General features: G+C 66.0%; 17 protein-coding genes. 10 read left to right on the plus strand and 7 right to left on the minus strand.

Going from position 1 to position 20,952, the window contains the following annotated elements:
- Positions 1-86 precede the first annotated feature (86 nt).
- Positions 87-1,022 (minus strand): LysR family transcriptional regulator, encoded by a 936-nt coding sequence (locus tag XH79_RS28735; RefSeq protein ID WP_212341966.1) that lies wholly within the window; start codon positions 1,020-1,022, stop codon positions 87-89.
- Positions 1,023-1,141: 119 nt separating this feature from the next.
- On the opposite strand from XH79_RS28735, the gene XH79_RS28740 reads away from it, so the two are divergent.
- The 3 genes from XH79_RS28740 to wrbA are packed head-to-tail and all read left to right on the plus strand — an operon-like array spanning position 1,142 to position 3,276.
- Complete coding sequence (locus XH79_RS28740; protein ID WP_271583778.1) at positions 1,142-1,894, plus strand: SDR family NAD(P)-dependent oxidoreductase; 753 nt, start codon at positions 1,142-1,144, stop codon at positions 1,892-1,894.
- Positions 1,895-1,931: 37 nt separating this feature from the next.
- Positions 1,932-2,630 (plus strand): pirin family protein, encoded by a 699-nt coding sequence (locus tag XH79_RS28745; protein ID WP_271583779.1) that lies wholly within the window; start codon positions 1,932-1,934, stop codon positions 2,628-2,630.
- A 46-nt stretch (positions 2,631-2,676) separates the two neighbouring features.
- Positions 2,677-3,276 carry an NAD(P)H:quinone oxidoreductase gene (wrbA, locus tag XH79_RS28750; RefSeq protein WP_271583780.1) on the plus strand — a complete coding sequence of 200 codons (600 nt, stop codon included), beginning with the start codon at positions 2,677-2,679 and terminating at the stop codon, positions 3,274-3,276.
- A 239-nt stretch (positions 3,277-3,515) separates the two neighbouring features.
- Here the strand turns inward: wrbA and XH79_RS28755 are convergent, their stop codons facing one another.
- Positions 3,516-4,400, minus strand: coding sequence for a protein-L-isoaspartate O-methyltransferase family protein (locus tag XH79_RS28755; RefSeq protein ID WP_271583781.1), 885 nt, complete (start codon positions 4,398-4,400; stop codon positions 3,516-3,518).
- A gap of 100 nt (positions 4,401-4,500) precedes the next feature.
- Positions 4,501-4,977, minus strand: coding sequence for an Lrp/AsnC family transcriptional regulator (locus XH79_RS28760; RefSeq protein WP_212341974.1), 477 nt, complete (start codon positions 4,975-4,977; stop codon positions 4,501-4,503).
- A 122-nt stretch (positions 4,978-5,099) separates the two neighbouring features.
- Here XH79_RS28760 and XH79_RS28765 point away from each other — a divergent pair, with 122 nt between their 5' ends.
- Positions 5,100-5,639, plus strand: coding sequence for an RBBP9/YdeN family alpha/beta hydrolase (locus tag XH79_RS28765; RefSeq protein WP_271583782.1), 540 nt, complete (start codon positions 5,100-5,102; stop codon positions 5,637-5,639).
- 21 nt (positions 5,640-5,660) lie between these two features.
- Here XH79_RS28765 and XH79_RS28770 read toward each other — a convergent pair whose 3' ends face one another.
- Together XH79_RS28770 and XH79_RS28775 are read right to left on the minus strand one after the other, a co-directional pair.
- Entirely contained in the window at positions 5,661-6,794 is a 1,134-nt protein-coding gene (locus XH79_RS28770) for a GNAT family N-acetyltransferase (protein ID WP_271583783.1), read from the minus strand.
- A gap of 120 nt (positions 6,795-6,914) precedes the next feature.
- Positions 6,915-8,267 carry an O-antigen ligase family protein gene (locus XH79_RS28775; protein ID WP_271583784.1) on the minus strand — a complete coding sequence of 451 codons (1,353 nt, stop codon included), beginning with the start codon at positions 8,265-8,267 and terminating at the stop codon, positions 6,915-6,917.
- A 292-nt stretch (positions 8,268-8,559) separates the two neighbouring features.
- Here XH79_RS28775 and XH79_RS28780 point away from each other — a divergent pair, with 292 nt between their 5' ends.
- Positions 8,560-9,546: a glycosyltransferase gene (locus XH79_RS28780; RefSeq protein ID WP_271583785.1), complete on the plus strand. Its 987-nt coding sequence runs from the start codon at positions 8,560-8,562 to the stop codon at positions 9,544-9,546.
- A 15-nt stretch (positions 9,547-9,561) separates the two neighbouring features.
- Here the strand turns inward: XH79_RS28780 and XH79_RS28785 are convergent, their stop codons facing one another.
- Complete coding sequence (locus XH79_RS28785; RefSeq protein WP_271583786.1) at positions 9,562-10,590, minus strand: glycosyltransferase family 2 protein; 1,029 nt, start codon at positions 10,588-10,590, stop codon at positions 9,562-9,564.
- Positions 10,591-10,985: 395 nt separating this feature from the next.
- On the opposite strand from XH79_RS28785, the gene XH79_RS28790 reads away from it, so the two are divergent.
- The 5 genes from XH79_RS28790 (at position 10,986) to XH79_RS28810 (ending at position 16,819) form a co-directional block, all read left to right on the plus strand.
- Positions 10,986-11,783 (plus strand): class I SAM-dependent methyltransferase, encoded by a 798-nt coding sequence (locus tag XH79_RS28790; RefSeq protein WP_271583787.1) that lies wholly within the window; start codon positions 10,986-10,988, stop codon positions 11,781-11,783.
- 279 nt (positions 11,784-12,062) lie between these two features.
- Positions 12,063-14,435, plus strand: a complete 2,373-nt coding sequence (locus XH79_RS28795; RefSeq protein WP_271583788.1) for an exopolysaccharide transport family protein — start codon at positions 12,063-12,065, stop codon at positions 14,433-14,435.
- Positions 14,428-15,234, plus strand: a complete 807-nt coding sequence (locus XH79_RS28800) for a WecB/TagA/CpsF family glycosyltransferase (protein ID WP_271583789.1) — start codon at positions 14,428-14,430, stop codon at positions 15,232-15,234. Before XH79_RS28795 ends, XH79_RS28800 begins: the two co-directional genes overlap by 8 nt.
- A gap of 19 nt (positions 15,235-15,253) precedes the next feature.
- Positions 15,254-16,246 carry a UDP-glucose 4-epimerase GalE gene (gene galE, locus XH79_RS28805; protein ID WP_271583790.1) on the plus strand — a complete coding sequence of 331 codons (993 nt, stop codon included), beginning with the start codon at positions 15,254-15,256 and terminating at the stop codon, positions 16,244-16,246.
- 231 nt (positions 16,247-16,477) lie between these two features.
- Positions 16,478-16,819, plus strand: coding sequence for a hypothetical protein (locus XH79_RS28810; RefSeq protein WP_271583791.1), 342 nt, complete (start codon positions 16,478-16,480; stop codon positions 16,817-16,819).
- Here XH79_RS28810 and XH79_RS28815 read toward each other — a convergent pair.
- The gene (locus XH79_RS28815; protein ID WP_271583792.1) at positions 16,793-20,908 is read right to left on the minus strand and encodes a bifunctional diguanylate cyclase/phosphodiesterase; all 4,116 of its coding nucleotides are present in this window, start codon (positions 20,906-20,908) and stop codon (positions 16,793-16,795) included. The two genes, XH79_RS28810 and XH79_RS28815, sit on opposite strands and share 27 nt — an antisense overlap.
- Positions 20,909-20,952: the final 44 nt, after the last annotated feature.

A 20,952-nucleotide genomic window follows, 5' to 3' on the forward strand; every position in this document is an offset into this window, starting at 1 on the left:
ACCCTACGATAGCTGCGTTTAGGATAGACTAGCGAGGTCTCGTAGGGTGGGCAAAGGCGCTCTTGCGCCGTGCCCACCAAACATAGTCATGACATCTTCAAACCCTTCTTCGGCCGCCGCTTGCAGGTGCCCGGCAGCTTTGCCGCGAGGAAATCGCCGAGCGCTTCGACGCGTGCGGGACGCGGGCCGCCGGGCGGGGTCACCAGATGCACGGCGCCTTCGGCCTGCTTCCAGTCCTTCAGGATCACTTCGACGGCGCCGGAGGAGATCGCCTCGCCGACGATGAATTCGGGCAGCTCTGCGATGCCGAGGCCGGCGATCAATGACGGCATCACCGCTTCGCCATTGTTGACACGAAGCGGGCCACCCGGACGCACGCTCGCCTGCTCGCCGGCCGAATTGGTGTAGTGCCAGATGTTGGGCGTCGACATGTAGGCGTAGCTGAAGCATCTGTGCTCGGCCAGATGCATCGGATGCGTCGGGCGGCCGTGACGCTTGAGATAGGACGGCGCGGCCACCGTGAAGCGCGGCATGGTGAACAGCCGGCGCGCGATCAGCGAGGAGTCCGGCAGCCGCGCGATCCGCACCGCCATGTCAAAACCCTCGCCGATCAGATCCACGGTCGCATCGCTCAGATGCAGATCGACCGAGACTTCCGGATAGGCCTCGAAGAACTCCGGCAGCAGCGGCGCCACGGCCTTGATGCCGAATGTCATGGGCACGGCGAGCCGCACCAGGCCGCGCGGCGCCACCGACTGCGCCAGCGCCTCGTTCTCGGCCGCCTCGCCGTCGGCGAGCAGGCGCGTCGCGCGGTCGGCAAGCTTGTGGCCGGCATCGGTCAGCGCGAGGCGGCGCGAGGTGCGGTTGAACAGGCGGGCGCCGAGCCGCTCCTCCAGCCGCGTCACCGCTTTCGACACCGTCGCCTTGGACATCGTCAGCTCGCTCGCGGCCCCCGCAAACGACCGTAATTCCACGACTTTTGCGAAGATCGCGAGCGCCTCGAAATCGGGGAGTTTTGCCATGAGAGCCGATCCAATCGGGGTATTTAAGGAAACAATGCGTTTCAACAGTTTCTATTTCTATACCACAGGCGGAGGCTTATCCAAGGGTCAATCACAAACCCACGGAATGGAGAAATCCAATGACCAAGAAGCTCTCAGGCAAGGTTGACCTCGTCACCGGCGGCTCGCGCGGCATCGGCGCGGCCTCCGCCCGCGCACTCGCCGATCAAGGCGCGGATGTCGCGATCAGCTATGTCGCCTCGCCCGACAAGGCGGAGGCCGTCGTCGCCGAACTGAAGGCGAAGGGCGTGAGGGCGCGCGCGTTTAGGGCTGACCAGGCTTCGGCAAAGGATGTGACGCAGCTCGTCAACGATGTCGCCAGGGAATTCGGCCATCTCGACATCCTCGTCAACAATGCCGGCGTCGCCGCCGGCGGCGCGACCGACGATGCCAATGCAGATACAGACGCGCTGGCGCGCCAGGACCAGGTCAACGTGCATGGCGTGATCGCGGCGATCCGCGCGGCCTCGCAGTTGATGGGTGAAGGCGGCCGCATCGTCACCGTCGGCTCGATGCTCGCAGACCGCGCCTCGTTCCCGGGCCTTGCCGACTACGTCGCCACCAAGGCGGCCGTCGTCGGCTACACCAAGGGTGCGGCACGCGACCTCGGACCGCGCGGCATCACGGTCAACGTGGTGCAGCCCGGCTCGATCAACACCGACATGAACCCGGACGACGACCGCGACTTCGCGGAAGCCCAGCGCAAGCAGCACGCGCTGCAGCGCTTCGGCCGCCCCGAGGAAGTCGCCGCAGGCGTGGTCTTCCTCGCAAGCCCGGAAGCCTCCTTCGTCACCGGCACCGTGCTCAATGTCGACGGCGGGTTCGGCGCCTGAACAAGGCGCCACTCGTCCAACCCAGGGAATCACGAAGATGATCGAACTCAGACCTTTCGCAAAGCTCGGCGGCGCCGACCACGGCTGGCTCAAAGCCAAGCACCATTTCTCCTTCGCAAGCCATTATGACCCGAACAACATGGGTCATGGCGCCTTGCGGGTGTGGAACGACGACGAGATCGCTCCGAACACCGGCTTTCCCGCCCATCCCCACGCCAACATGGAGATCATCACCTATGTGCGCGAGGGCGCGATCACCCACCAGGACAGCCTCGGCAATGAGGGGCGGACTGAAGCGGGCGACGTGCAGGTGATGAGCGCCGGCAGCGGCATCCGCCACTCCGAGTACAATCTCGAGCCGACCCAGACGCGGATCTTCCAGATCTGGATCGAGCCGACCACGCGCGGGGGCCAGCCGACGTGGGGCTCAAAGCCTTTCCCGAGGGCCGACCGCTCCGGCAAGCTCGTCACCATCGCGAGCGGCATCGAAGGCGACACCGACGCACTGCCGATCCGCGCCGACGCGCGGGTGCTCGCCACCACGCTGAAGGCGGGCGAGAGCGCGGAGTACGAGCCGCAGAAGTCGCGGCACCTTTATCTGGTGCCCGCGGCGGGTGCCGTCGAGATCAACGGCGTGCGCATCAACGCCCGCGATGGCGCTGCGATCCGCGACGAGGATCGGCTGAAGATCACCGCGCTCGAAGACTCCGAGCTCGTGCTCGTCGACGCGGCTTAACGATCCAAACGACCAATCACCTTAGCAATCCCAACGGAAACCACACATGACCAAAGTTCTCGTCCTCTATTATTCCGCTTATGGCCACATCGAGGCGATGGCCAATGCCGTCGCCGAAGGCGCGCGCGAGGCCGGCGTCACCGTCGACATCAAGCGCGTGCCCGAGCTGGTGCCGGCCGAGGTCGCGAAAGCCTCCTACTACAAAGTCGACCAGACAGCGCCGGTCGCCAAGGTCGAGGACCTCGCCAATTACGACGCGATCATCGTCGGCACCGGCACCCGCTTCGGCCGCATGTCCTCGCAGATGGCGAACTTCTTGGACCAGGCCGGCGGGCTCTGGGCCAAGGGCGCGCTGCACGGCAAGGTCGGCGGCGCCTTCACCTCCAGCGCGACCCAGCATGGCGGCCAGGAGACGACGTTGTTCTCGATCATCACCAACCTGCTGCATTTCGGCATGGTCGTGGTCGGCCTGAACTACGGCTTTGCCGGCCAGATGAAGCTCGACGAGGTTACGGGCGGTGCGCCCTACGGCGCCACCACGATCACCGGCGGCGACGGCAGCCGCCAGCCCAGCGCCAACGAGCTCGCCGGCGCGCGCTATCAGGGGCGGCAGATCGCGGAGACCGCCAGGAAACTTCATGGCTGAGCTGCATGGCTGATGCGACACGGGCGGCATTCTCATTCGGGAATGCCGCCCCATCTTTCGTGCAAGGAATATTTCACCTGAAGCGATACGAATGGCTTTCGAACTCTTGTTGATCGCGCAGATGATCCGCAAGCCCGCACAGGCACTGGCGCGACGATGGTATTGCCGCAGCCTGTTTCGTGCCTCGCGCGGCCGGTTTCACTGCGCCGGGTGCACGGGATCGTGAGACGCGATCCCCATTACACTTGCGTGATGTCGGCGTGAGGCTGAACTAGCCCCGTCGGCATGGGCGCCGGCGCCGTCGACAGCCACCAGCCCCCGCCGGCAAACCAGCATGTCTCGTCGGGAGCGCCGTCTCGCCGCAGCGACTGCACGCTTTCCCATCCCTTTGCGAACGCCTCGGCCAGTCGCCGGGCTGCATCCTCATCCTGCAATCCCGCACAGCCGATGAACTGGGCTCGGCTGAGGAATTTCGCAGGCCAGATCGCGCCGTCATCCGGGCGCGTGATCATCAACATGCCGCCGAGCGTGCCTTCGGGCGCGAGCGGAAACACCAGCCGTCCGCCGGGCCGCAGCGCCTCGAGCCATTCCGCAGCCGGCTGCGCCGCGCCCGCGCAAACATAGATCACATCCGCAGCCGGCAGATCGGAGGCGATGCCCGAACGGTCGCGCACGTCAACATGAGCGATATCCTTGAGATTGTCGCGCGCAAGTCCCGCCAGGCGTTCGTCGATCTCGTAGGCATGAACGCGGCCCCCGGGGCCGACAAGATGCGCGAGGATCGCGGTGTAGTAGCCGCTGCCCGCGCCGATCTGGATCACGATCTCACCTTCCCTGACGGCGCAGCCGGTGAGCCAATAAGCATGTGCACTTGGCATGCCTATATTGAGGCCGCGCGCCGGATCCAGCGCGAGCAGCGCGTTCTGATAGAGGAAGGCGGGATCATCGTCAGGCGTGACCACATAGGGATGACCGCCGAGACAAATCGACCACGGCCCAGGCCCGACGAAAGGTTCGCGCCTGACGGTCCGGAAGGCCTCCTCAAGACGCGGATCCGCAGCTTTCGCCGCGGTGCAGATCAACTGCGCAAAGAATGCGCGATACTTTGCCGAACGATCTTCCATGTCGCCTCCGGGAAACCAAGGCGACGATAACACAACGTGCGCGACAACCGGAAACTACGCAATCGCGGGCATTGTGACGGCGCGGTGAGGTGGCCTCGCCTCAACTGCGCTCGATTTTCCTCCTGACGAGGTCTTTGCCGATCGGCCGCGCCGGTTCGCTCCGCAGCACCAGCGAGGTCGTGACCGCGCCAAAGCCAGCGATGCGATCCACGATCGTCTCGAGGTCCTCCGGGGCAGGAACGAGCACCTTGAGCACGAAGCAGTCGTCGCCGGTGACGCGATGGACTTCGATGATGTGAGGAATCTCGCTGAACCGTTTGAGGCAGGTCTTGATGTGCTCGTGCGAGGTGCGCAGGCGCACCAGCGCCATCAGGCCCAGCCCGAGGGCGCGCGGATTGATCCGGGCGCCGTAGCCTTCGATGATGCCGGCTTCCTCGAGCCGCTTGACGCGTTCGGACACAGCCGGCTGGGACAATCCGACGGAGCGGCCGAGCTCGGACAGCGGCACGCGCGCATTGGCCTGCAGCGCCTCGAGGATCTTCAGATCCTTGGCATCGATGCTTCCGAAGCGATCCAACAAAACTCTCCCTTCCGCCTTGAGATCATCGGCAGATGGTCGATTCCGCCGATGACTTGCCATGTGATGCAGGACCGCGATCGGTCACACTGCGACGTCACCTCAGATATCACGGGACGTTCATGCACGACATCATCACATTGCCCGGGCTCGGCGGCTCGGGAGACACCCATTGGCAGACGCTGTGGGAGCGCACTGATGCGCGCTTCACGCGCTTCCAGCCGGCGAGCTGGGACCAGCCGGATCTCGACGACTGGGAGCAGGCCCTGGAGCGCGCGGTCGCGCGCTGCGCGAAGCCGCCTGTCCTGGTCGCCCATAGCCTCGCCTGCCTGCTGGTGGCGCATTGGGCCGCGCGCTTCCCGTCCGCGATTGCCGGCGCCTTTCTGGTCGCCCTGCCCGATCCGGATGGCGGCAATTTTCCCGCGGAGGCCGTGGCGTTCAAGCCGGTGCCGGACCATCCACTGCGCTTTCCCTCGCTGATCGTCGCGAGCACGAATGATCCCTATGGAGCGCTCGAGGTGACACGGCGGCGAGCGCAGGCCTGGCAGTCCGGCCTGATCGTGGCGGGCGCCCTCGGCCACATCAATGCCGCGAGCGCGCTCGGCGACTGGCCGCAAGGACGCGCGTTGCTCGACGCCTTTCGCGTGGGCCTTTCGAAGTAACGGCGAAACGGGCGACGCCCGTCAGCGCGCCCCCTTGCCCATCGCCCGCGCCGCAAGAGCGGCGAGCCTGGGGTGACGGCGCAGGCCCTGCGCAGCGTGATCGCGCCAGGCAAAGGGTCGTCCGCGCCAGGACAGCGCCACGCTGGCATCGGTCAACGGCACCTGCTCGGCGCCAAGCCGGCGCTTGTAGTCCTGATTGCCGACGCTGAGATCGAAGCGGCGCACGCCCTGCGCATGCAGCGCTGCCATGGTGCGCTCGGTCACGAGCAGCCCCGGAGAAAAGTTCGCCCAGGTTTTGCCGGTATGACTGATGCGCAGCAGGAAATAGGTCGCGCCATGGCGGACGCCGAGCGTGGTCGCCGCGATGCCCTTGTCACAGACCAGGGCCGAGATGACGGCGTAGCCTTCAGCGACACCCCGGCGTGCCACCTCGCGATAGAATCGGGCGTGAACATCGTCGTTCAGGACGAACGGCGAGCCAAGCTGTCTCATCCGCTCCGCCTGCTGCACGTCCATCACATCGAGGAATTCGCGCGCACGCCCGGCATCCGTGGCGATCTCGAACCGCGCATTGCCAAGGCGGCTGAAGACGCGCCAGCACCGCGGCATTTGCAGACGCCTGATCGAGGCCCGATAGGCTTCATAGTCGTCGCCGATGAGCACGAGGTTGCCGTTGACCGAGCAGGATCCGGCGCGGCCGAGCGACACCAGCGGGTTCGGCCTGCCGCCGACCTGCGCCGGCATCTTCTTCAGCCGCAGCAGGTCGAAGCCGTCGGGCAAGGCGCGCAACGCCTCGACCAGCGCCCTGCCGATCGTATCCATCGGCGCCGCATCGAGCGCCAGGATCGGCGCGTTGTTGTCGGAGACACCGAGATCGGCGAATTCGACGATGCGGATGCCACGCCTGACATGGCTGATCATCGGCACGACCGCGAGGTCCTTGCCGGTCGCGACATCGGAGATCACGGCGATCAGCGGCGCGACGTCACCAAACGCTTCGTACCAGGCACCGAGCCAGTAACCATGCTGGAAAGCGGTGCGATGGCCGGCACTCAGGCGCGATGCGGCCTGCCGCCAGTCACGCACGAAATCGACTGCGATTCCCGACGTGCTGGACACAAGACCATCTGGTTGCTCGACGCTGAGAAACGTCATCCCGAGAACATATGATTACTGAATGTTTCGAGATAGATTATGTTTTGCCGCAGACCACAAGTGACGTCGCTGCTTATCGTTAAGCACGTGCAACCACGGCGCCGCGACTGCGACAAGCTGTCAGCACTGGGGTTCCGTCTGGTCAACGCACTGGAACCTGGCGAGGAAGTGCAGGCCGGCGACCGCGAGGGCGAACATGAACCAGATCGGATTCTGCCGTTCGAGCAGGAAGGTCTCGGTGGCGCCGTAGTACAGGCCGAACAGCCAGACGGTCAGGAACAGCTTTGCCAGCGCGCCGCTGCGATTGTGAGCCTGGGCCGACTGGAAATTGCCGAGCGGTGCAAGCACGAAGACGAGGATCACCAGCGCCAGCCCCGGAAGGCCGATGGTGACCGCGAGGTCGAGATAGGAGTTGTGGCTGTGCGCCGCTGACGTCGCCCATTCGGAGCCCTGGGCGGTCTGCCGCGCGGAGACGTCGTCCCAGAACGCCGCATAGCCGTGGCCGATGATCGGCTTTTCGGCGACCGCCGCGAGCGCGAACTCCCAGATGGCGGAACGGCCGGTGAAGGTGGGATCGAGCGGAAGCAGCCGCGTCATCGCTCCGAGCGCCGGGCTCAGCACGCTGCCGACCGTCAGCAGGTTCATCACGATCAGCGGCACGAAGCAGATGAGCCGCTTCAGCCACAGGCTTCGCGTGACATAGACCAGCGACGCCAGCGCGTAGATCGCAAGACACAGCACCGAGGAGGTCTTGCCGCCGGTGAAGATCAGGAAGATGCCGGCGAGTGCGGCGATCGCCGGCCCCATCACGAACGAGCCGACGGCGGACAGGTAAATGCCGACATAGACCAGGATGGTCATGACAGGCGAAGCCACGTTCTTGTGGCCGAAGCTGCCGCGCCAGTCGCCGGCGAGTTGCGGCTCGCTGACGTCGAGCGCGGTGTGGATCGAATATTGCGGGGCGAGGACAACGCCGAGATAGCACAGCGCGAGCAGTGCGAGTGCGGCGGCGCCGAGACATAAATTGAAGCTGCGCTGCGTCGGCGGCAGGAGCGGCAGCAGCACGGCGAGCGAGGTCACGCTGGCCGCGAGCACAAAACGCTGGATCGAGACGCCGCGGCTCTCGGAGAAGACGATGTTGATCATCAACCAGCCGACCAGACACACATGCAGCGGCGTCACCAAGCTCTTCAGCGCGGGTGCATCCGTGACCGCGACGAGCAGCACCGCGACCGAAGCCAGCAGGCCCCAGGCGACGTAGGTGAGCGCCATGCGTCCGCCGACGACGGTCGCCGCGTCCTCGCTGCGCAGATCGGGAAACGGATCGAACGTCACCAGGATGAGAAGCAGGGCCGCGATCGCGACGAGACAGCGCGCCGCCCGCATGGCATTCAGCCCGGCAAGGCCGTCGCGCACGATGTGGCCGAGCGATGGGGCCTCGACGTCGGTCGTGTCAGCGGCGCTGCGATCCATGGCTCAAGGCAGGTGGTGAAGCCGAAGCTTCAGCTCCTAGCTCATCCCCGTTAACCGTCCGTCAACCAGCACGCAGCTCTGCGGCCGCGTGGCCCTGTCGCACTCCTCCATATTTCTGCAGGCTCGACGCCGACGACTTAACGTTACTCGACGAAACCCGCACCGCGCAGGCCTTGTCGGCAACGATTCGCCGGTAATGCGGGTATCATCCGCCGCCAAGTTTGCGATCGCTGAGCACTGGCAGCTCGCCAGATGCGCCCCGGTTAACAGATCATTAAAGACGAGCCGCCGCTTGATTATCGCCGAAGACGTTCTCGAATTGCCGGCCAGCTCACGCGTGGCGGTGGCGCCGCGTCTCCCGCTGCAACCCGGCTCGCCCGGGTCGGTATCCGTCGTCATTCCCGCCAAGAACGTCGCCGCCTATATCGGCGAAACCCTCGCCAGCGCGCTGACGCAGGCGGAGGTGACCGAGGTGATCGTCGTCGACGACGGCTCGATCGACGAGACCGTCGCGATCGTTCACGCCATCCGTGACCCGCGACTGCACCTGATGAGCAACGACTCCGCCGGCGTGTCGGCGGCGCGCAATCTCGGCGCGCGACATGCGAGCGGCGAGTGGCTGCTGTTCCTCGACGCCGACGACCGCCTGCGCCCCGGCGCGGTAGCGGCACTGCTCGCAACGGCGCGCGACGCTCCGCGCGCGGTCCTCGTCTACGGCGACTACAACACCATCGACAGCGAGGGACGGCAGATCGGCCGGCGGGGCCTGCTGAAAGGACGCCGCAAGCCCTCCGGCGACGTGCTGGCACGGCTCGCCAGCGGCAACTTCATCGTCAATGGCGGCATCGCGCTCGCACGTGCCGAGGCCTTCCGCGCCATCGGCGGCTTCGACACCTCGCTCAGGTATTGCGAGGACTGGCATTGCTGGTGCCGCCTCGCCGCGATCGGCGAGTTCGAGTTCGCGCCGAAGCTGCTGCTTGATTATCGCCTGCACACGGCCAACACCATGAACGCGGCAGTGCGGACGCCGAAGGATTTCTTCCCGGCGATCGCGCGTGTCTTCGACGACGGCCTGATCCTGGCGAGATTGCCCGAAGGCACGGCAGCCGGGCTGCGCCTTGCCGCGGAGATTCATCTCGTCACCTATTCAGCGATGCAGGCGGTCCGTTTCGGCAGATATCGCGACGCTCTCGGCTATCTCGCAATGGTTGGCAGGCGCTCGCTCAAGGCGCTGCCGCGCGCCGCGGCCAGGACAGCTCTCGCCCGCTTCGGCATCTAACTCTGCTCTGCAGCGTCAGGATACGATCTTCGAGGCCTTATAGGGCTTCGGCTCGATGCCGAATGCTGCCAGCATGGAACCGAACGCGACCAGCGCAGGATGCATGGCGACGACCGCCTTCGACGTCGCCAGCAGACGCGCCGTACGCAGAAGCGACAGTGGCAGGCGACCGAGCATCTGCGCGAACACACGCAGCCGCGCCGCCACGCTCTGCGCGGCCTTGTACTGCACACGATAATTGATCGCACCGATGCGCAAGCCCCGCTTGGCGATCCAACCGAGGCTGGTGCGGCTCTGCGGTACGGTCTCGGTGATGACCGCTTCCGCCGTCCAGTGAAACAGCATGCCGGCGTCGCGGCACCGCACGAAGAAATCGCAATCGCCGCCGCCGAGGAAGTTGAAGCGCAGATCGAACGCGGGCTTGTCGAACCGCTCGAACGCCGCCCGGGTGATCAGGCAATTGCCGCAGCCATAGATCAGCGGCACTGCGCCGCTGTAATCATAGGCCGGGCAAAAGGCGGGATGACGCGCGAGCCACGGCTTGCTGTCGTCGTCGAAGACCGGCAGCACCGGGCCGCCGACCACGTCGGCGCCGGTCGCTTCCGCGGTGCGGACCATCAGCTCGAGCCAGTCGGGCGAGGCGATCTCGTCGTCGTCGATCATCAGGAAGCGGGTCGCGGCGGGAAACAGCGCCTGCGCCGTCTCGAACGCGGCGTTGATCGCCTGGCAGTTGCCCTGCCGCTGCTCGACGAGGCAGATGCCCTGGAGCCTGCCGTCGGCGAGATATTCCGCGGCGACCGGCGCGCTCTCGCGCTTTGCCGCGTCATTCTCGACCATGACGACGGCAAAGGAACGCGGGGTGCGCTGGTTCACGAGCGAGTCCAGCGTCAGCCGCAGATGCTGCGGGCGGCGGAAGCAGGGAATGCAGACGACGATGCCGACCGACAGGTCGATGACGCGGGAGCTCGCCGCGATCTCCCGATTGGGATCGCGCACGGCATCCGAGATCCGGCTGGCGGAAAGGTCTGTCGGGATCAGCGTCATGACGTTCTAGATGTCCGAGATTTATTGAAAAAGCCCTGCATCAACCGCGCGGATCAGCGTTGTTCTGTGACGGCACATCACCGCGGGACAGATGCGTCCCAAAATGAGCGACCGGCCTGGAAGCGTAGGACGGCAACAAGTCGCCGATCAGCCCGGATACATGCACTTAACCGCTTTCGCGCGTTTCTCCTGTAAATCCTCGCGAACATGATAGTGCAATTCGCAGTCCACTACGCTGCGAACGGGCCAACATGGACAATGCCGTAGTTAACGCCCATCCGCATTAACCCGGCCGTAAGCACCGCGACCGGTGAAACGGCGCGGCATCGGATTTGCTCTTCGGGCATGCGGGATTTTTCCTGTAAATTTGAATAGAACAAGCGCGGTCAGAAAATATGAACAAGCCAGCCACGATCGATTTCGCGACAGCCACGGCGATCGACGCCCCCGCGACTACACTCGTCCAAGCGCTGCATGATCTGGTCCCCGGCGAAGCCCGCGACAGCCTGCTCGCCGTTCACGACCTGCTGCGCCGCGAGCTGCCACAGGGCCGGCTCGCCATCTATGAAGCGGGCGGCGGCTCGTGCAGCGTTCTGCCGCCGGAATTGCTGAGCCGCAGCAAGGTCAGCGTCGTCGACATCGACGAGGACCAGGTCCGCAACAACACCTACGCAGACGAGGCCATCCTCGGCGATGTGCAGACCTACAGCTTCGGGAGCGAAACCTTCGATCTCGTCATCTGCTACAACGTGATCGAACATCTGCCCCATGTCGATGCGGCGCTCCTGAACTTCCGCGATGCGCTCAAGCGCGGCGGGATGATCCTGATCGGCGCGCCCAATCCGCGCTCGCTGTCCGGCGTCGTCACCAAATATTCGCCGCACTGGTTCCACGTCTGGTTCTACCGGCACATCCGCGGCATCAAGGACGCCGGCCTGCCTGGCGAGCCGCCGTTCCCCACCTTCTTTCATCCGCTGGTGACGCTGCCGCGGCTCGAAGCATTCGCGGCCGCCAACGGCCTCGAGATGATCTATCGCCGTGAGGTCGAGAGTCCGCGCTATCCCGAGATGCGCCGGCGCAAGCCTCTGTTCGCCGCGCTCGTCGATGCCGGCGCCGCCGTGCTGAACGCCGTGCTCCCGCGCGGCACCGACGTCCGCCGTGGCGATTATCACGTCATCCTGCGGAAAAGCTGACGACCATGCGCGCGCAATGCACCGCGGGCAACGCGCAGTCTCGCGGCCTCGTTGCGCGCGGTAACGAACCGTTAATCTCTGAGGGACCTCGGCGTCACTGCGACGCGTCAAACGGCGGCCTGCGCTTAAACGCTTTGTTTGCCATTTCGGTGAATAGTCCCTCAATGAGTATGGTTAATTTTCCCTGTTGCGTTGATTGGGCACCTATATCCCGGGTGCGTGGCGTAAAGCGAAGAGTAACCCCTCAGCCCGCGGCCGTTGGAATGAAAGCTGGGGACCATGCTGGACTATAACCAGCCGATCAATCGGGCGAGACCAGAGGCCCCGCAACAGATATCCCAGACCGGCTTCAACGTGCTGGAGCTGGTCAACCTGCTTTGGCGGCGCAAGGTCGCGATTGCGGCGGCCGCCCTGCTCGGCGCGACGCTCGCGGTCACGGTCGGCAAGAGCCTGACACCCCGCTACACCGCCACTGCCCAGCTCTATGTCGACCCGCGCGAACTCCAGCTCGTCGATCGCGAGCTCACGCCCCGCGCGCAGGACGTCTCCGGCATGTCCATGGTGGTGGAGAGCCAGGCGCGCCTGATCACCTCCAACAGCGTGCTGCTCCATGTGATCCAGCAGGCGGGTCTCGACAAGGATCCCGAATTCGGCGGCGGCGACGGCAAGAGCCTGATGTCGTCGCTGCTCGGCCTGATCGGCCTCCAGCCCCGCGCGCCCTCCGCCGCCGAGACGAAGGAAGTGCAGCTTGCAGCGCTCGACGCGCTGAACCGGCACATCACGATCCGCAAGACCGAGAAGAGCTTCATCGTCGACATCGAAGTGTGGTCGACCGATCCGGCGAAGGCGGCGATGCTCGCCAACACGCTGACCAACGCGTACCTCACGGAGTCCCGCAACTCGCAGGCTTCGGCCGCGCGGCGCGCTACCAACGATCTCTCCGGCCGGCTGAAGGAGCTGCGCGAGCGGCTGCGCAATGCCGAGACCGCGCTTGCCACCTACAAGGCGCAGAACAATTTCGTCGGTACCCAGGACTCGCTGATCTCCGACCAGCAGCTCTCCGCCAGCAACCAGCGGCTTTCCGCAGCCCGCGCGGCGACCATGGATGCGCAGGCCCGGCTCGACCAGATCGAGGCAAGCCGCCGCACGGCGGCCGATGCCGGCGCAATTCCCGAAGCGCTGCAATCGCCGACCATCGCCAATCTGCGCGCGCAATATGCCGATGCCCGCAAGAAATATGCGGAGCAGGCCGGCGAGCTCGGCCCGCGCCATCCGGCGCTGCGCCAGACCGAGAAGCAGGTCGAGGATCTCAAGCGCACCATCAGCGAGGAGATCGATCGCTTCGCCCAGTCGGCCAAGAACGATCTGACGCGGGCCCGGGATTACGAGGCGTCGCTGAACCGGGCGCTGGAAGCGCAGAAGCGGCAGAGCGTCCAGCTCAGCCAGGCGGCTGTCCGCCTGCGCGAGCTCGAGCGCGAGGCCGATGCCAGCCGCGACGTCTATCAATCCTTCCTCAAGCGCTCGCGCGAGACCGAGGAGCAGGAGACGCTGAACACCTCGGCCGCCCGCGTCATCGGCGAGGCCACCGTGCCGCAGCGGCGTTCGTTCCCGCCGGCCATGAGCCTGTTCGCCATGATCGGCTTCATCTTCGGCGCCATCGCTGCGTCGGGCTGGTTCGTCGCGGCCGAGCTGTTGTTCGCCGGCGCGACCGCACCGGCGCCGGCTCCGGCCCGCCCCCAGCGCACGCCGGCCCCGGATCCTGCGCGAGCGCCGCAGGTGGCACGAACTCCAGAGACCGAGCAGCCGCAGCAGGTCTCGCGAGCTCCGGAGGTTGCGCAGGCTCCGCCGGAAGTCGCTGCGCCACCGCTGCAACCTTCAATGGTCGAAAGACCCCTGATCGAAAAGCCGCTGATCGCGCGCCTCCAGGAGGCCGACGTCATCCACACGCTCGGTGCCATTCTCGCCACCGGCGGCGGCGTCGACCTGACACGGCTGGGCTGGCCGACGCTGCGCCCCGGCTTCCCCCTGACGAGCCTGCTCAACGCCTGGCGCGACATGCGCGCGGCGGTGGCCCGACGCGCCGAAGGCAAGGCGCTGCCGGTGGTCGCGTTGCTCGGTCCCGGCGAGACCACCGGACGCAGCGTGACCGCGCTGAATTTCGCGCTCGCAGCCGCGCGCGACGGCGCCCGCGTGCTGATGATCGACGCCGACCATCTGGCGCATTCGCTCTCGAACAAGGTCAACCGTAACGGCAAGAGCGAACCGAGCAAGCTCGGCTGGCTCTCGAACGGCAGCAAGGCCGCACGCGAGATCAAGACGGTCAACGGCATCTCGGTGCTGCCTGCCGCTGAAGGTGATGCCGGCAAGGCAACGGAGGCCATCCGCAAGGCGATCGCGCAGGCGCGGTCCGCCGGCGGCTACGACCTCGTGATCCTCGACGGGCCGGTGACTCCGCTCGCGAGCGCGGGCCGCAAGCTGCTCGATGACGTCGATGCGCTGGTGGCGGTGCTGCCGACCAGCATGGACATCAACGACGGCCTCGAAGAGATCCTGAGCACGCTCGGCCGCGCCGAGCGCAAGCTCGTCGGCGTCGTGCTCGACGAGCTCACCCCCGCAACCCAAGCGCGCCAGCGAGGCAGACAATATGCTTGAGCGCCGCGTCAACCTGGACGGACGGGCCGCAACCGCCGAGGTGCCGCGGATCACCGTCGGCGGCCTTCGCATGGCCGCGCTCGACCTGGAAGCGACCGCCGATTTCATGATCGAGGCCACCGATCCCGACAATCGCATCGGCCGTCCGCTGTACCTGACCTCGGCCAATGGCGAGGTGCTGGCGCGCTGCTCGACCGAGCCGCAGACCGAGCGCCTGTTCCGCGCGGCCGACATGATCAATGCCGACGGCCAGCCGCTGGTGGCGGCTTCAAGGCTGCAATCCTGGTTCCCGCTGCCCGAACGCGTCGCGACCACGGACCTGTTCCACGTCGTCGCGCGCAAGGCCGAAGCGATCGGCCGCACCTTCTACATGTTCGGCGCCAGCGAGGCCGAGAACGCCACGGCGGTCGCGAACGTCCGCAGCCTGTATCCGAACCTGAAGATCGTCGGACACAGCCACGGCTATCTGCGCGGCGAAGCCCTGCGCGCGAAAGTCGAGGAGATCAACGCGCTCGCCCCCGATTATCTCTGGGTCGCGCTCGGCGTGCCCAACGAGCAGGCATTCGTCGAGGAATACACGCCGCTGCTCACCAATGTTGGCGTTATCAAGACATCCGGCGGCTTATTCAACTTTTTGTCGGGCAGCCGGTCCCGCGCGCCGCAATGGATGCAGAAATTCGGACTCGAATGGGCCTGGCGCACATGGCTCGAGCCACGCCGCCTGTTCTGGCGCTATTTGACCACCAACCCCCGCGCGCTCTATCTTCTCTTCAGCCGCAAACGGCCCTTCAATCGCTGAGAGAAGAGTAGCATACGACATGACCGATCGACCGACTGTCCTCGTCACAGGAGGCGCAGGCTATATTGGCTCGCATGCCTGCCGCGCACTGACCGCCGCCGGCTATCAGCCCGTCGTTTATGACAATCTCTCGACAGGTCACCGCAGCTTCGTCGCCGGGCCGCTCGTGACGGGCGATCTGCTCGACGGCGCGGCGCTGGCGCGCGCCTTCGCCGAGCACAAGGTCGGCGCCGTGATGCATTTCGCGGCCGCCAGCCTCGTCGGCGAATCCATGACCGACCCGCAGAAATATTACATCAACAACGTACAGGGCACGTTGTCACTGCTGCAGGCGATGCGCAACGCCGGCTGCCATCGCATCGTGTTCTCCTCGACCGGCGCCGTCTACGGCAATGCCGATTCCAAGGAACTCCCGGAAGATTTCCCCTGCGCGCCGATCAACCCCTACGGCGCATCGAAATGGATGATCGAGCGCATGCTCGCCGATTATCGTGCGGCCTATGGCTTCGGTGCCTTCTGCCTGCGCTATTTCAACGCCAGCGGTGCCGATCCCGCCGGCGGCATCGGCGAATTGCGCGACAACGAGACCCATCTCATTCCGCGCGCGATGATGGCGCTGCAGGGCCATGTCGACTTCGCCGTGTTCGGCGACGATTACGACACGCCCGACGGCACCGCGATCCGCGACTACATCCATGTCACCGACCTTGCCGCCGCGCATGTCGCGGCGCTGAAGCTTCTGGAAACCGGACATGCCGGCGGCAGCTTCAACCTCGGCACCGGCGCGGGCTTCTCGGTGCGCCAGATCCTCGACGCGATCAGGCAGGAGACCGGGCGCGAGGTGCCGCACACCGTCAAGCCGCGCCGCGCCGGCGATCCCACCTACCTGGTCGCCGATCCCTCCGCCGCGCGAAAAGTTCTTAACTTCGTGCCGCGGCACTCCGACCTGCCGACGGTGATCCGCACCGCCTGGGCCTGGCACCAGAAGGCCCATCCGCTTAAGGCGCGTTAAGCAACCGTAACATCCGTACCTTGCCTGCCGTGCCTCCAAACGGCTAGAATGGAGGCACGCTGCCGCCGTTGGCGTATCGCCGACGGCCGCATTTTTGGGCATCACCGACGATGAGGTCGGGATGCATGGCTCCCGCCTGTTGCGCGAGCCGATTTTTCCTGATGTCAGGACCACAATCGGATCTGCGTGACGGCCTGTCATCAGGCGCGGATTCAAAGGAGTATCGATCCAATGCATCAGGCTGCACGCCTGGAGTTCGAGCGCGTGATGGATGAGTTCGTCCGCTGGCATGTCGTGCCCGCGGACGAGCGCTCGCCTGCGCCGGCCTGGTGGTGGGGGCCTGCGATGGCGGTGGTCGACGATCAGGAGCCGATGAGCCGCGCATGGTGCGCCGAGCTCGGCTTGCACGAGGGCGCGGGCTTCGCCGACGGCGCGCGCACGATTCTGGCGCTGTTCGTCGAGCAGACCTCGCTGACGGGACCGCAGGACTTTCCGAGCATTGCCGAGGGCGCCGATCACGAGGTCCGCGAGCTGCACCCGCAGCCGTCAGACGACAGCGCGTTTCAGCCGTAGCGCCGCAGCCGCGGTGGCAACCGGATCCGGCTCGGGCTGGAGCGGCGGGGCGACAGGCAGGACCATCGGCCGCAACAGCTCGGCCATCTGCTTCGCCGGCAGCGGCTTCGAGATCAGGAAGCCCTGCATCTCGTCGCAGCCATGGCTGCGCAGGAACGCCTCCTGCTCGGCGTTCTCGACGCCTTCGGCAACGACGGTCATGCCGAGCGCCTTGCCCATGCTGATGATCGCCTGCGCGATCGCCTGGTCCTCCGAATCCTGCGGCAGGTCGCGCACGAAGGAGCGGTCGATCTTGATGGTGTCGATCGGGAAGTGCTTCATCAGCGACATCGACGAATAACCGGTGCCGAAATCATCGATCGCAAGGCGGATGCCGCGGCTCTGGATGGCGTCGAGCACCTTGAGCGCGCGTCCGACATTGCGCATCATCATGCTCTCGGTGACCTCCAGCTGGAGCAGAACCGGCGACATGCCGGACGCCGCCAGCGCCTCGTCGACATCCTGCAGCAGATGCTCGTCGGCGAACTGCCGCGGCGACAGGTTGACCGCCATCGACAGCGGCAGCAGGCCGCGGCGCTGCCAGGCCATGGCCTGCGCGCAGGCCTCGTTCAGCACCCAGCGGCCGATCGGCACGATCAGCCCGGTTTCCTCCGCGAGCGGAATGAACTGGGCGGGCGAGACGCTGCCGAGATCGGGATGGGTCCAGCGCAGCAGCGCTTCCACGCCGGTGATCTGGCCGGTCTCCATGTCCACCTTGGGCTGATAGTTCAGCGAGAACTGCTCGCGCTCCAGCGCCCGGCGCAGCGCGCTTTCCAGCGACAGCCGCTCGATCGACTGGGTCTTCACCTCCTTGGAGAAGAAGCGGTAGCCGTTCTTGCCGTCCTCCTTGGCGAGATACATCGCCATGTCGGCGTTCTTGGTCAGCGTCTGCGCGTCGGAGCCGTTGGCCGGATAGATCGCGATGCCGATCGAGGCCGTGGTGTGGCACTCGTGCCCGGCGAGCTCCATGGGCTCGGCGAGCGCCGTGAGCAGCCCGGTCGCGATGCGCTGGACGTCGTCGATCTCGCCGCACTGGTCGAGAATGACCACGAACTCGTCGCCGCCGAGCCGCGCCACCACGTCGCTTGCCCGCAGCGCGCCGCGCAGGCGGTTCGCCACCTCGAGCAGGAGCAGGTCGCCGGCCTCGTGCCCCAGCGAATCGTTGATGACCTTGAAGCGGTCGAGATCGATGAACAGGACCGCAAAGCGGTGGTCGTGGCGCTGCGCGGTGTCGATCGCCGCGCGCAGCAGCCCGTTGAAGGTCTCGCGGCTCGGCAGGTCGGTCAGGCTGTCGTGCGAGGCGAGATACTCGATCCGCTCGTCCGCCTGGTTCTTCTCGTCGGCCCGATCGAAATTCTCCATCGCGAAGGAGACGTTGTCGGCCAGACGCTGCAACAGCTCGACGAACTCTTCCGTGAAGGCTTCGGGCTCGGTCGACATGTAGATCATGACGCCGACGGCACGGTCGTGCGCGATGAGCGGAAACGCCGCGCCCGACCGCGCGCCGTCGCCGCGCACGATGGCATGGAAGACCCGGACGCGATCGTCGTTGAGATAGTCGTTGCTGATGCAGGGCTGGCGCGTGCGGAACGCCGTGCCGCTCATGCCGCGCCCCTCGGGGCGCTCGGGGTCGATGGAAAGACGGACGTTGCGCGTGGTATCCGCGGACGGTCCGGCCGCCGCCACGATCTCGAGCTGATCGCTGCCTTCCGTTGCCAGCGCGATCGTCGTCGAGGTGAATTTCGCGCCATTCGACGCGGCGAGGCAGACGAGGTCGAAAAGCTCGGCGCGCGACTTGGCCCGCATGATCGCCTCGTTGGTGGCGCTCAGCGCCGCGAACATGCGCGTCAGGCGTTCCTTCTGCGCCTCGGTGCGGGCCTTTTCCTCGGCCCGGTCGAAATTGTCGAGCGCGAACGAGACGTTCTCGGCAAGCCGCCCCAGCAGCTGGATGAGATCCTGGGTGAAGGCGCCCTCGTCCGGCGAGAGGAACAGCAACACGCCGACGGCCTCGCCGCCGTTGCTGAGCAACGGGAAGCAGGCACCCGATTTCGTCCCTTGCGTGCGTGCGATCCGGTGCCAGTGCGCAGTGCGGATGTCGGTGAGAAGATCGTTGGCGATGCAGGGCGTGCGCGTACGGAAGGAGGTGCCGGTGAGCCCGCGTCCCTCCGGGTCATCGGCCGAGGTCGAGAAGCGCCATTCCTTGACGAGGCCGCAGCTCTCGCCCTTGGTCATGGCAATGTCGAGATAGTGTCTCGTTGCATCCACCATGGCGATGGTCGCGGAGGAGAAGGTACCGCCGAGCACCGCCGCCTCGCAGACCACCTCGAACAATTCGGCGCGGGTCTTCACCCGCATGATCGCCTCGTTGGTCGCGCTCAGCGCCTCGAGCATGCCCCTGAGGCGATTGCGCTGCATCTCGGCCTTGGCCTTCGCCTCGGCACGGTCGAAATTCTCCAGCGCAAAGGAGACGTTGGCCTGGAGCTTGCACAGCAGCTCGACGAGTTCGGGCGTGAAGGTGCCGCACTCCGGAGAGTTGAACAGGAATACGCCCTCGACCCGGTCGCCGTTGAACAGCGGCAGCGCCGCGGAGGCCGCGATGCCGTTGCGGCGGGCGCTGGCCTGCCAGGGCACGATGCGGTCGTCGGCGAGCACGTCGTTGCTGACGGCAGGCTGGCGCGTGCGGAACGCGGTGCCGGTCAGCCCGCGTCCTTCCGCCACCTGCTCGGAGATCGAGAACTTGAAGTTGCGAACCTGGTCGGCATTCGGTCCGTAGCTCGCCACCACGCGCAGCAGCTCGGCGCGCTGGTCGACCAGCGCGATGCTGGCCGAGGTGAACTTGGCGCCTTTGGCCGTCGCCTCGCAGACGAGGTCGAACAGCTCGGAGCGCGACCGCGCGCGCAGGATCGCTTCGTTGGTGGCGCTGAGCGCCGCATACATGCGCGCCAGGCGCTCTTCCTCCGCCGCGATCCTGGCCTTCTCGGCCTCGCGGCCGAAATTCTCGATCGCGAACGAGACGTTCTCGGCCATGCGCAGCAGCAGCGCGACGATCTCCTCGTCCTTGGCCCAGGAGCGGCTGATGAAGAACAGGAGCACGCCGACGCTTTCGCCGCGCTTGATCAGCGGCGCGACCACGCAGGCGGCGACGCCGGTGTTGACGTTGGCCTGCTCCCACGGCGAGCCCTTGGTGCGGCTGGCGAGATCGTCCTCGACGATGGCTTTCTGCGTCCGGAACACCTCGCCGGAGATGCCCTTGCCGTAGGGATTTTCCGGGTCGACCGAGTAGCGCGCCTGGGTCACGAGCTCGAGGTTCTGCCCGGTGGCCGCGACAGGCTTCATCCAGTGCGAATCCGCTTCGCGGAGCAGCACGATGGTCGCCAGCGACTTGCCGCTGTGCACGGAGGCGTCGCAGACGAGCTGGTACAGCTCCTGCTCGGTCTTGGCCCGCAGGATCGCTTCGTTGGTGGCGCTGATGGCGCCGAACATGCGGTTGAGCCGGCGTGTCGCCCGTTCGCTGGTCTGCCGCGCGGTCTCGCGCGCGAAATTGTCCAGCGCGTAGGAGATGTTCGCCGACATGCGCTCGAACAGCGATACCATCTGCTCGTTCAGCGAATTGGCTTCGCTCCGCGTCACGTACAGCACGCCGACGCTCTTGCCGTTGCAGAGCAGCGGCAACGCCGCCGCCGCGCCGATATGCGCCTTGGTGGCTCCCTCACGCCACGCCAGCGAGCGCGGATCGTTCAGATAGTCGTTGCTGACGCACAGCTTCTGATCGCGAAATGCCTCGCCGCCGACGCCCGATCCTTCCGGCGTGCCGGCGTCCGTCGTGATCTCGATCGAGCGCAGCCGCGGGATATCGTCGCCACAGCCGGCCGCAAAGCGCAGCCGCCGGCCATCCGGGCCCACCAGGAACACGGCCACGGCCAAAAAGTCCCCGCTCGAAAATCCGGCGTCGCAGACCTTCTGGTACAGCTCGTCCGGCGATCTCGCGTAGAGGATCGCTTCATTGATGGCGCTCAGCGCCGCAAATGTGCGCGCGAGTGTCGTCGGCACGATCTCAGCTCCCGGGCATTTCTGCCTATTTCTCCCGGTGCCTT

The sequence above is a fragment of the Bradyrhizobium sp. CCBAU 45389 genome (assembly GCF_028128625.1).
Classification (GTDB): domain Bacteria; phylum Pseudomonadota; class Alphaproteobacteria; order Rhizobiales; family Xanthobacteraceae; genus Bradyrhizobium; species Bradyrhizobium liaoningense_B.

What these genes read in the sequence shown, in the direction of transcription:
- XH79_RS28735 (WP_212341966.1), bottom strand. Translation starts at nt 1,022, where the DNA reads ATGGCAAAACTCCCCGATTTCGAGGCGCTCGCGATCTTCGCAAAAGTC.
- XH79_RS28740 (WP_271583778.1), top strand. Translation starts at nt 1,142, where the DNA reads ATGACCAAGAAGCTCTCAGGCAAGGTTGACCTCGTCACCGGCGGCTCG.
- XH79_RS28745 (WP_271583779.1), top strand. Translation starts at nt 1,932, where the DNA reads ATGATCGAACTCAGACCTTTCGCAAAGCTCGGCGGCGCCGACCACGGC.
- wrbA (WP_271583780.1), top strand. Translation starts at nt 2,677, where the DNA reads ATGACCAAAGTTCTCGTCCTCTATTATTCCGCTTATGGCCACATCGAG.
- XH79_RS28755 (WP_271583781.1), bottom strand. Translation starts at nt 4,400, where the DNA reads ATGGAAGATCGTTCGGCAAAGTATCGCGCATTCTTTGCGCAGTTGATC.
- XH79_RS28765 (WP_271583782.1), top strand. Translation starts at nt 5,100, where the DNA reads ATGCACGACATCATCACATTGCCCGGGCTCGGCGGCTCGGGAGACACC.
- XH79_RS28770 (WP_271583783.1), bottom strand. Translation starts at nt 6,794, where the DNA reads ATGACGTTTCTCAGCGTCGAGCAACCAGATGGTCTTGTGTCCAGCACG.
- XH79_RS28775 (WP_271583784.1), bottom strand. Translation starts at nt 8,267, where the DNA reads ATGGATCGCAGCGCCGCTGACACGACCGACGTCGAGGCCCCATCGCTC.
- XH79_RS28785 (WP_271583786.1), bottom strand. Translation starts at nt 10,590, where the DNA reads ATGACGCTGATCCCGACAGACCTTTCCGCCAGCCGGATCTCGGATGCC.
- XH79_RS28790 (WP_271583787.1), top strand. Translation starts at nt 10,986, where the DNA reads ATGAACAAGCCAGCCACGATCGATTTCGCGACAGCCACGGCGATCGAC.
- XH79_RS28795 (WP_271583788.1), top strand. Translation starts at nt 12,063, where the DNA reads ATGCTGGACTATAACCAGCCGATCAATCGGGCGAGACCAGAGGCCCCG.
- XH79_RS28800 (WP_271583789.1), top strand. Translation starts at nt 14,428, where the DNA reads ATGCTTGAGCGCCGCGTCAACCTGGACGGACGGGCCGCAACCGCCGAG.
- galE (WP_271583790.1), top strand. Translation starts at nt 15,254, where the DNA reads ATGACCGATCGACCGACTGTCCTCGTCACAGGAGGCGCAGGCTATATT.
- XH79_RS28810 (WP_271583791.1), top strand. Translation starts at nt 16,478, where the DNA reads ATGCATCAGGCTGCACGCCTGGAGTTCGAGCGCGTGATGGATGAGTTC.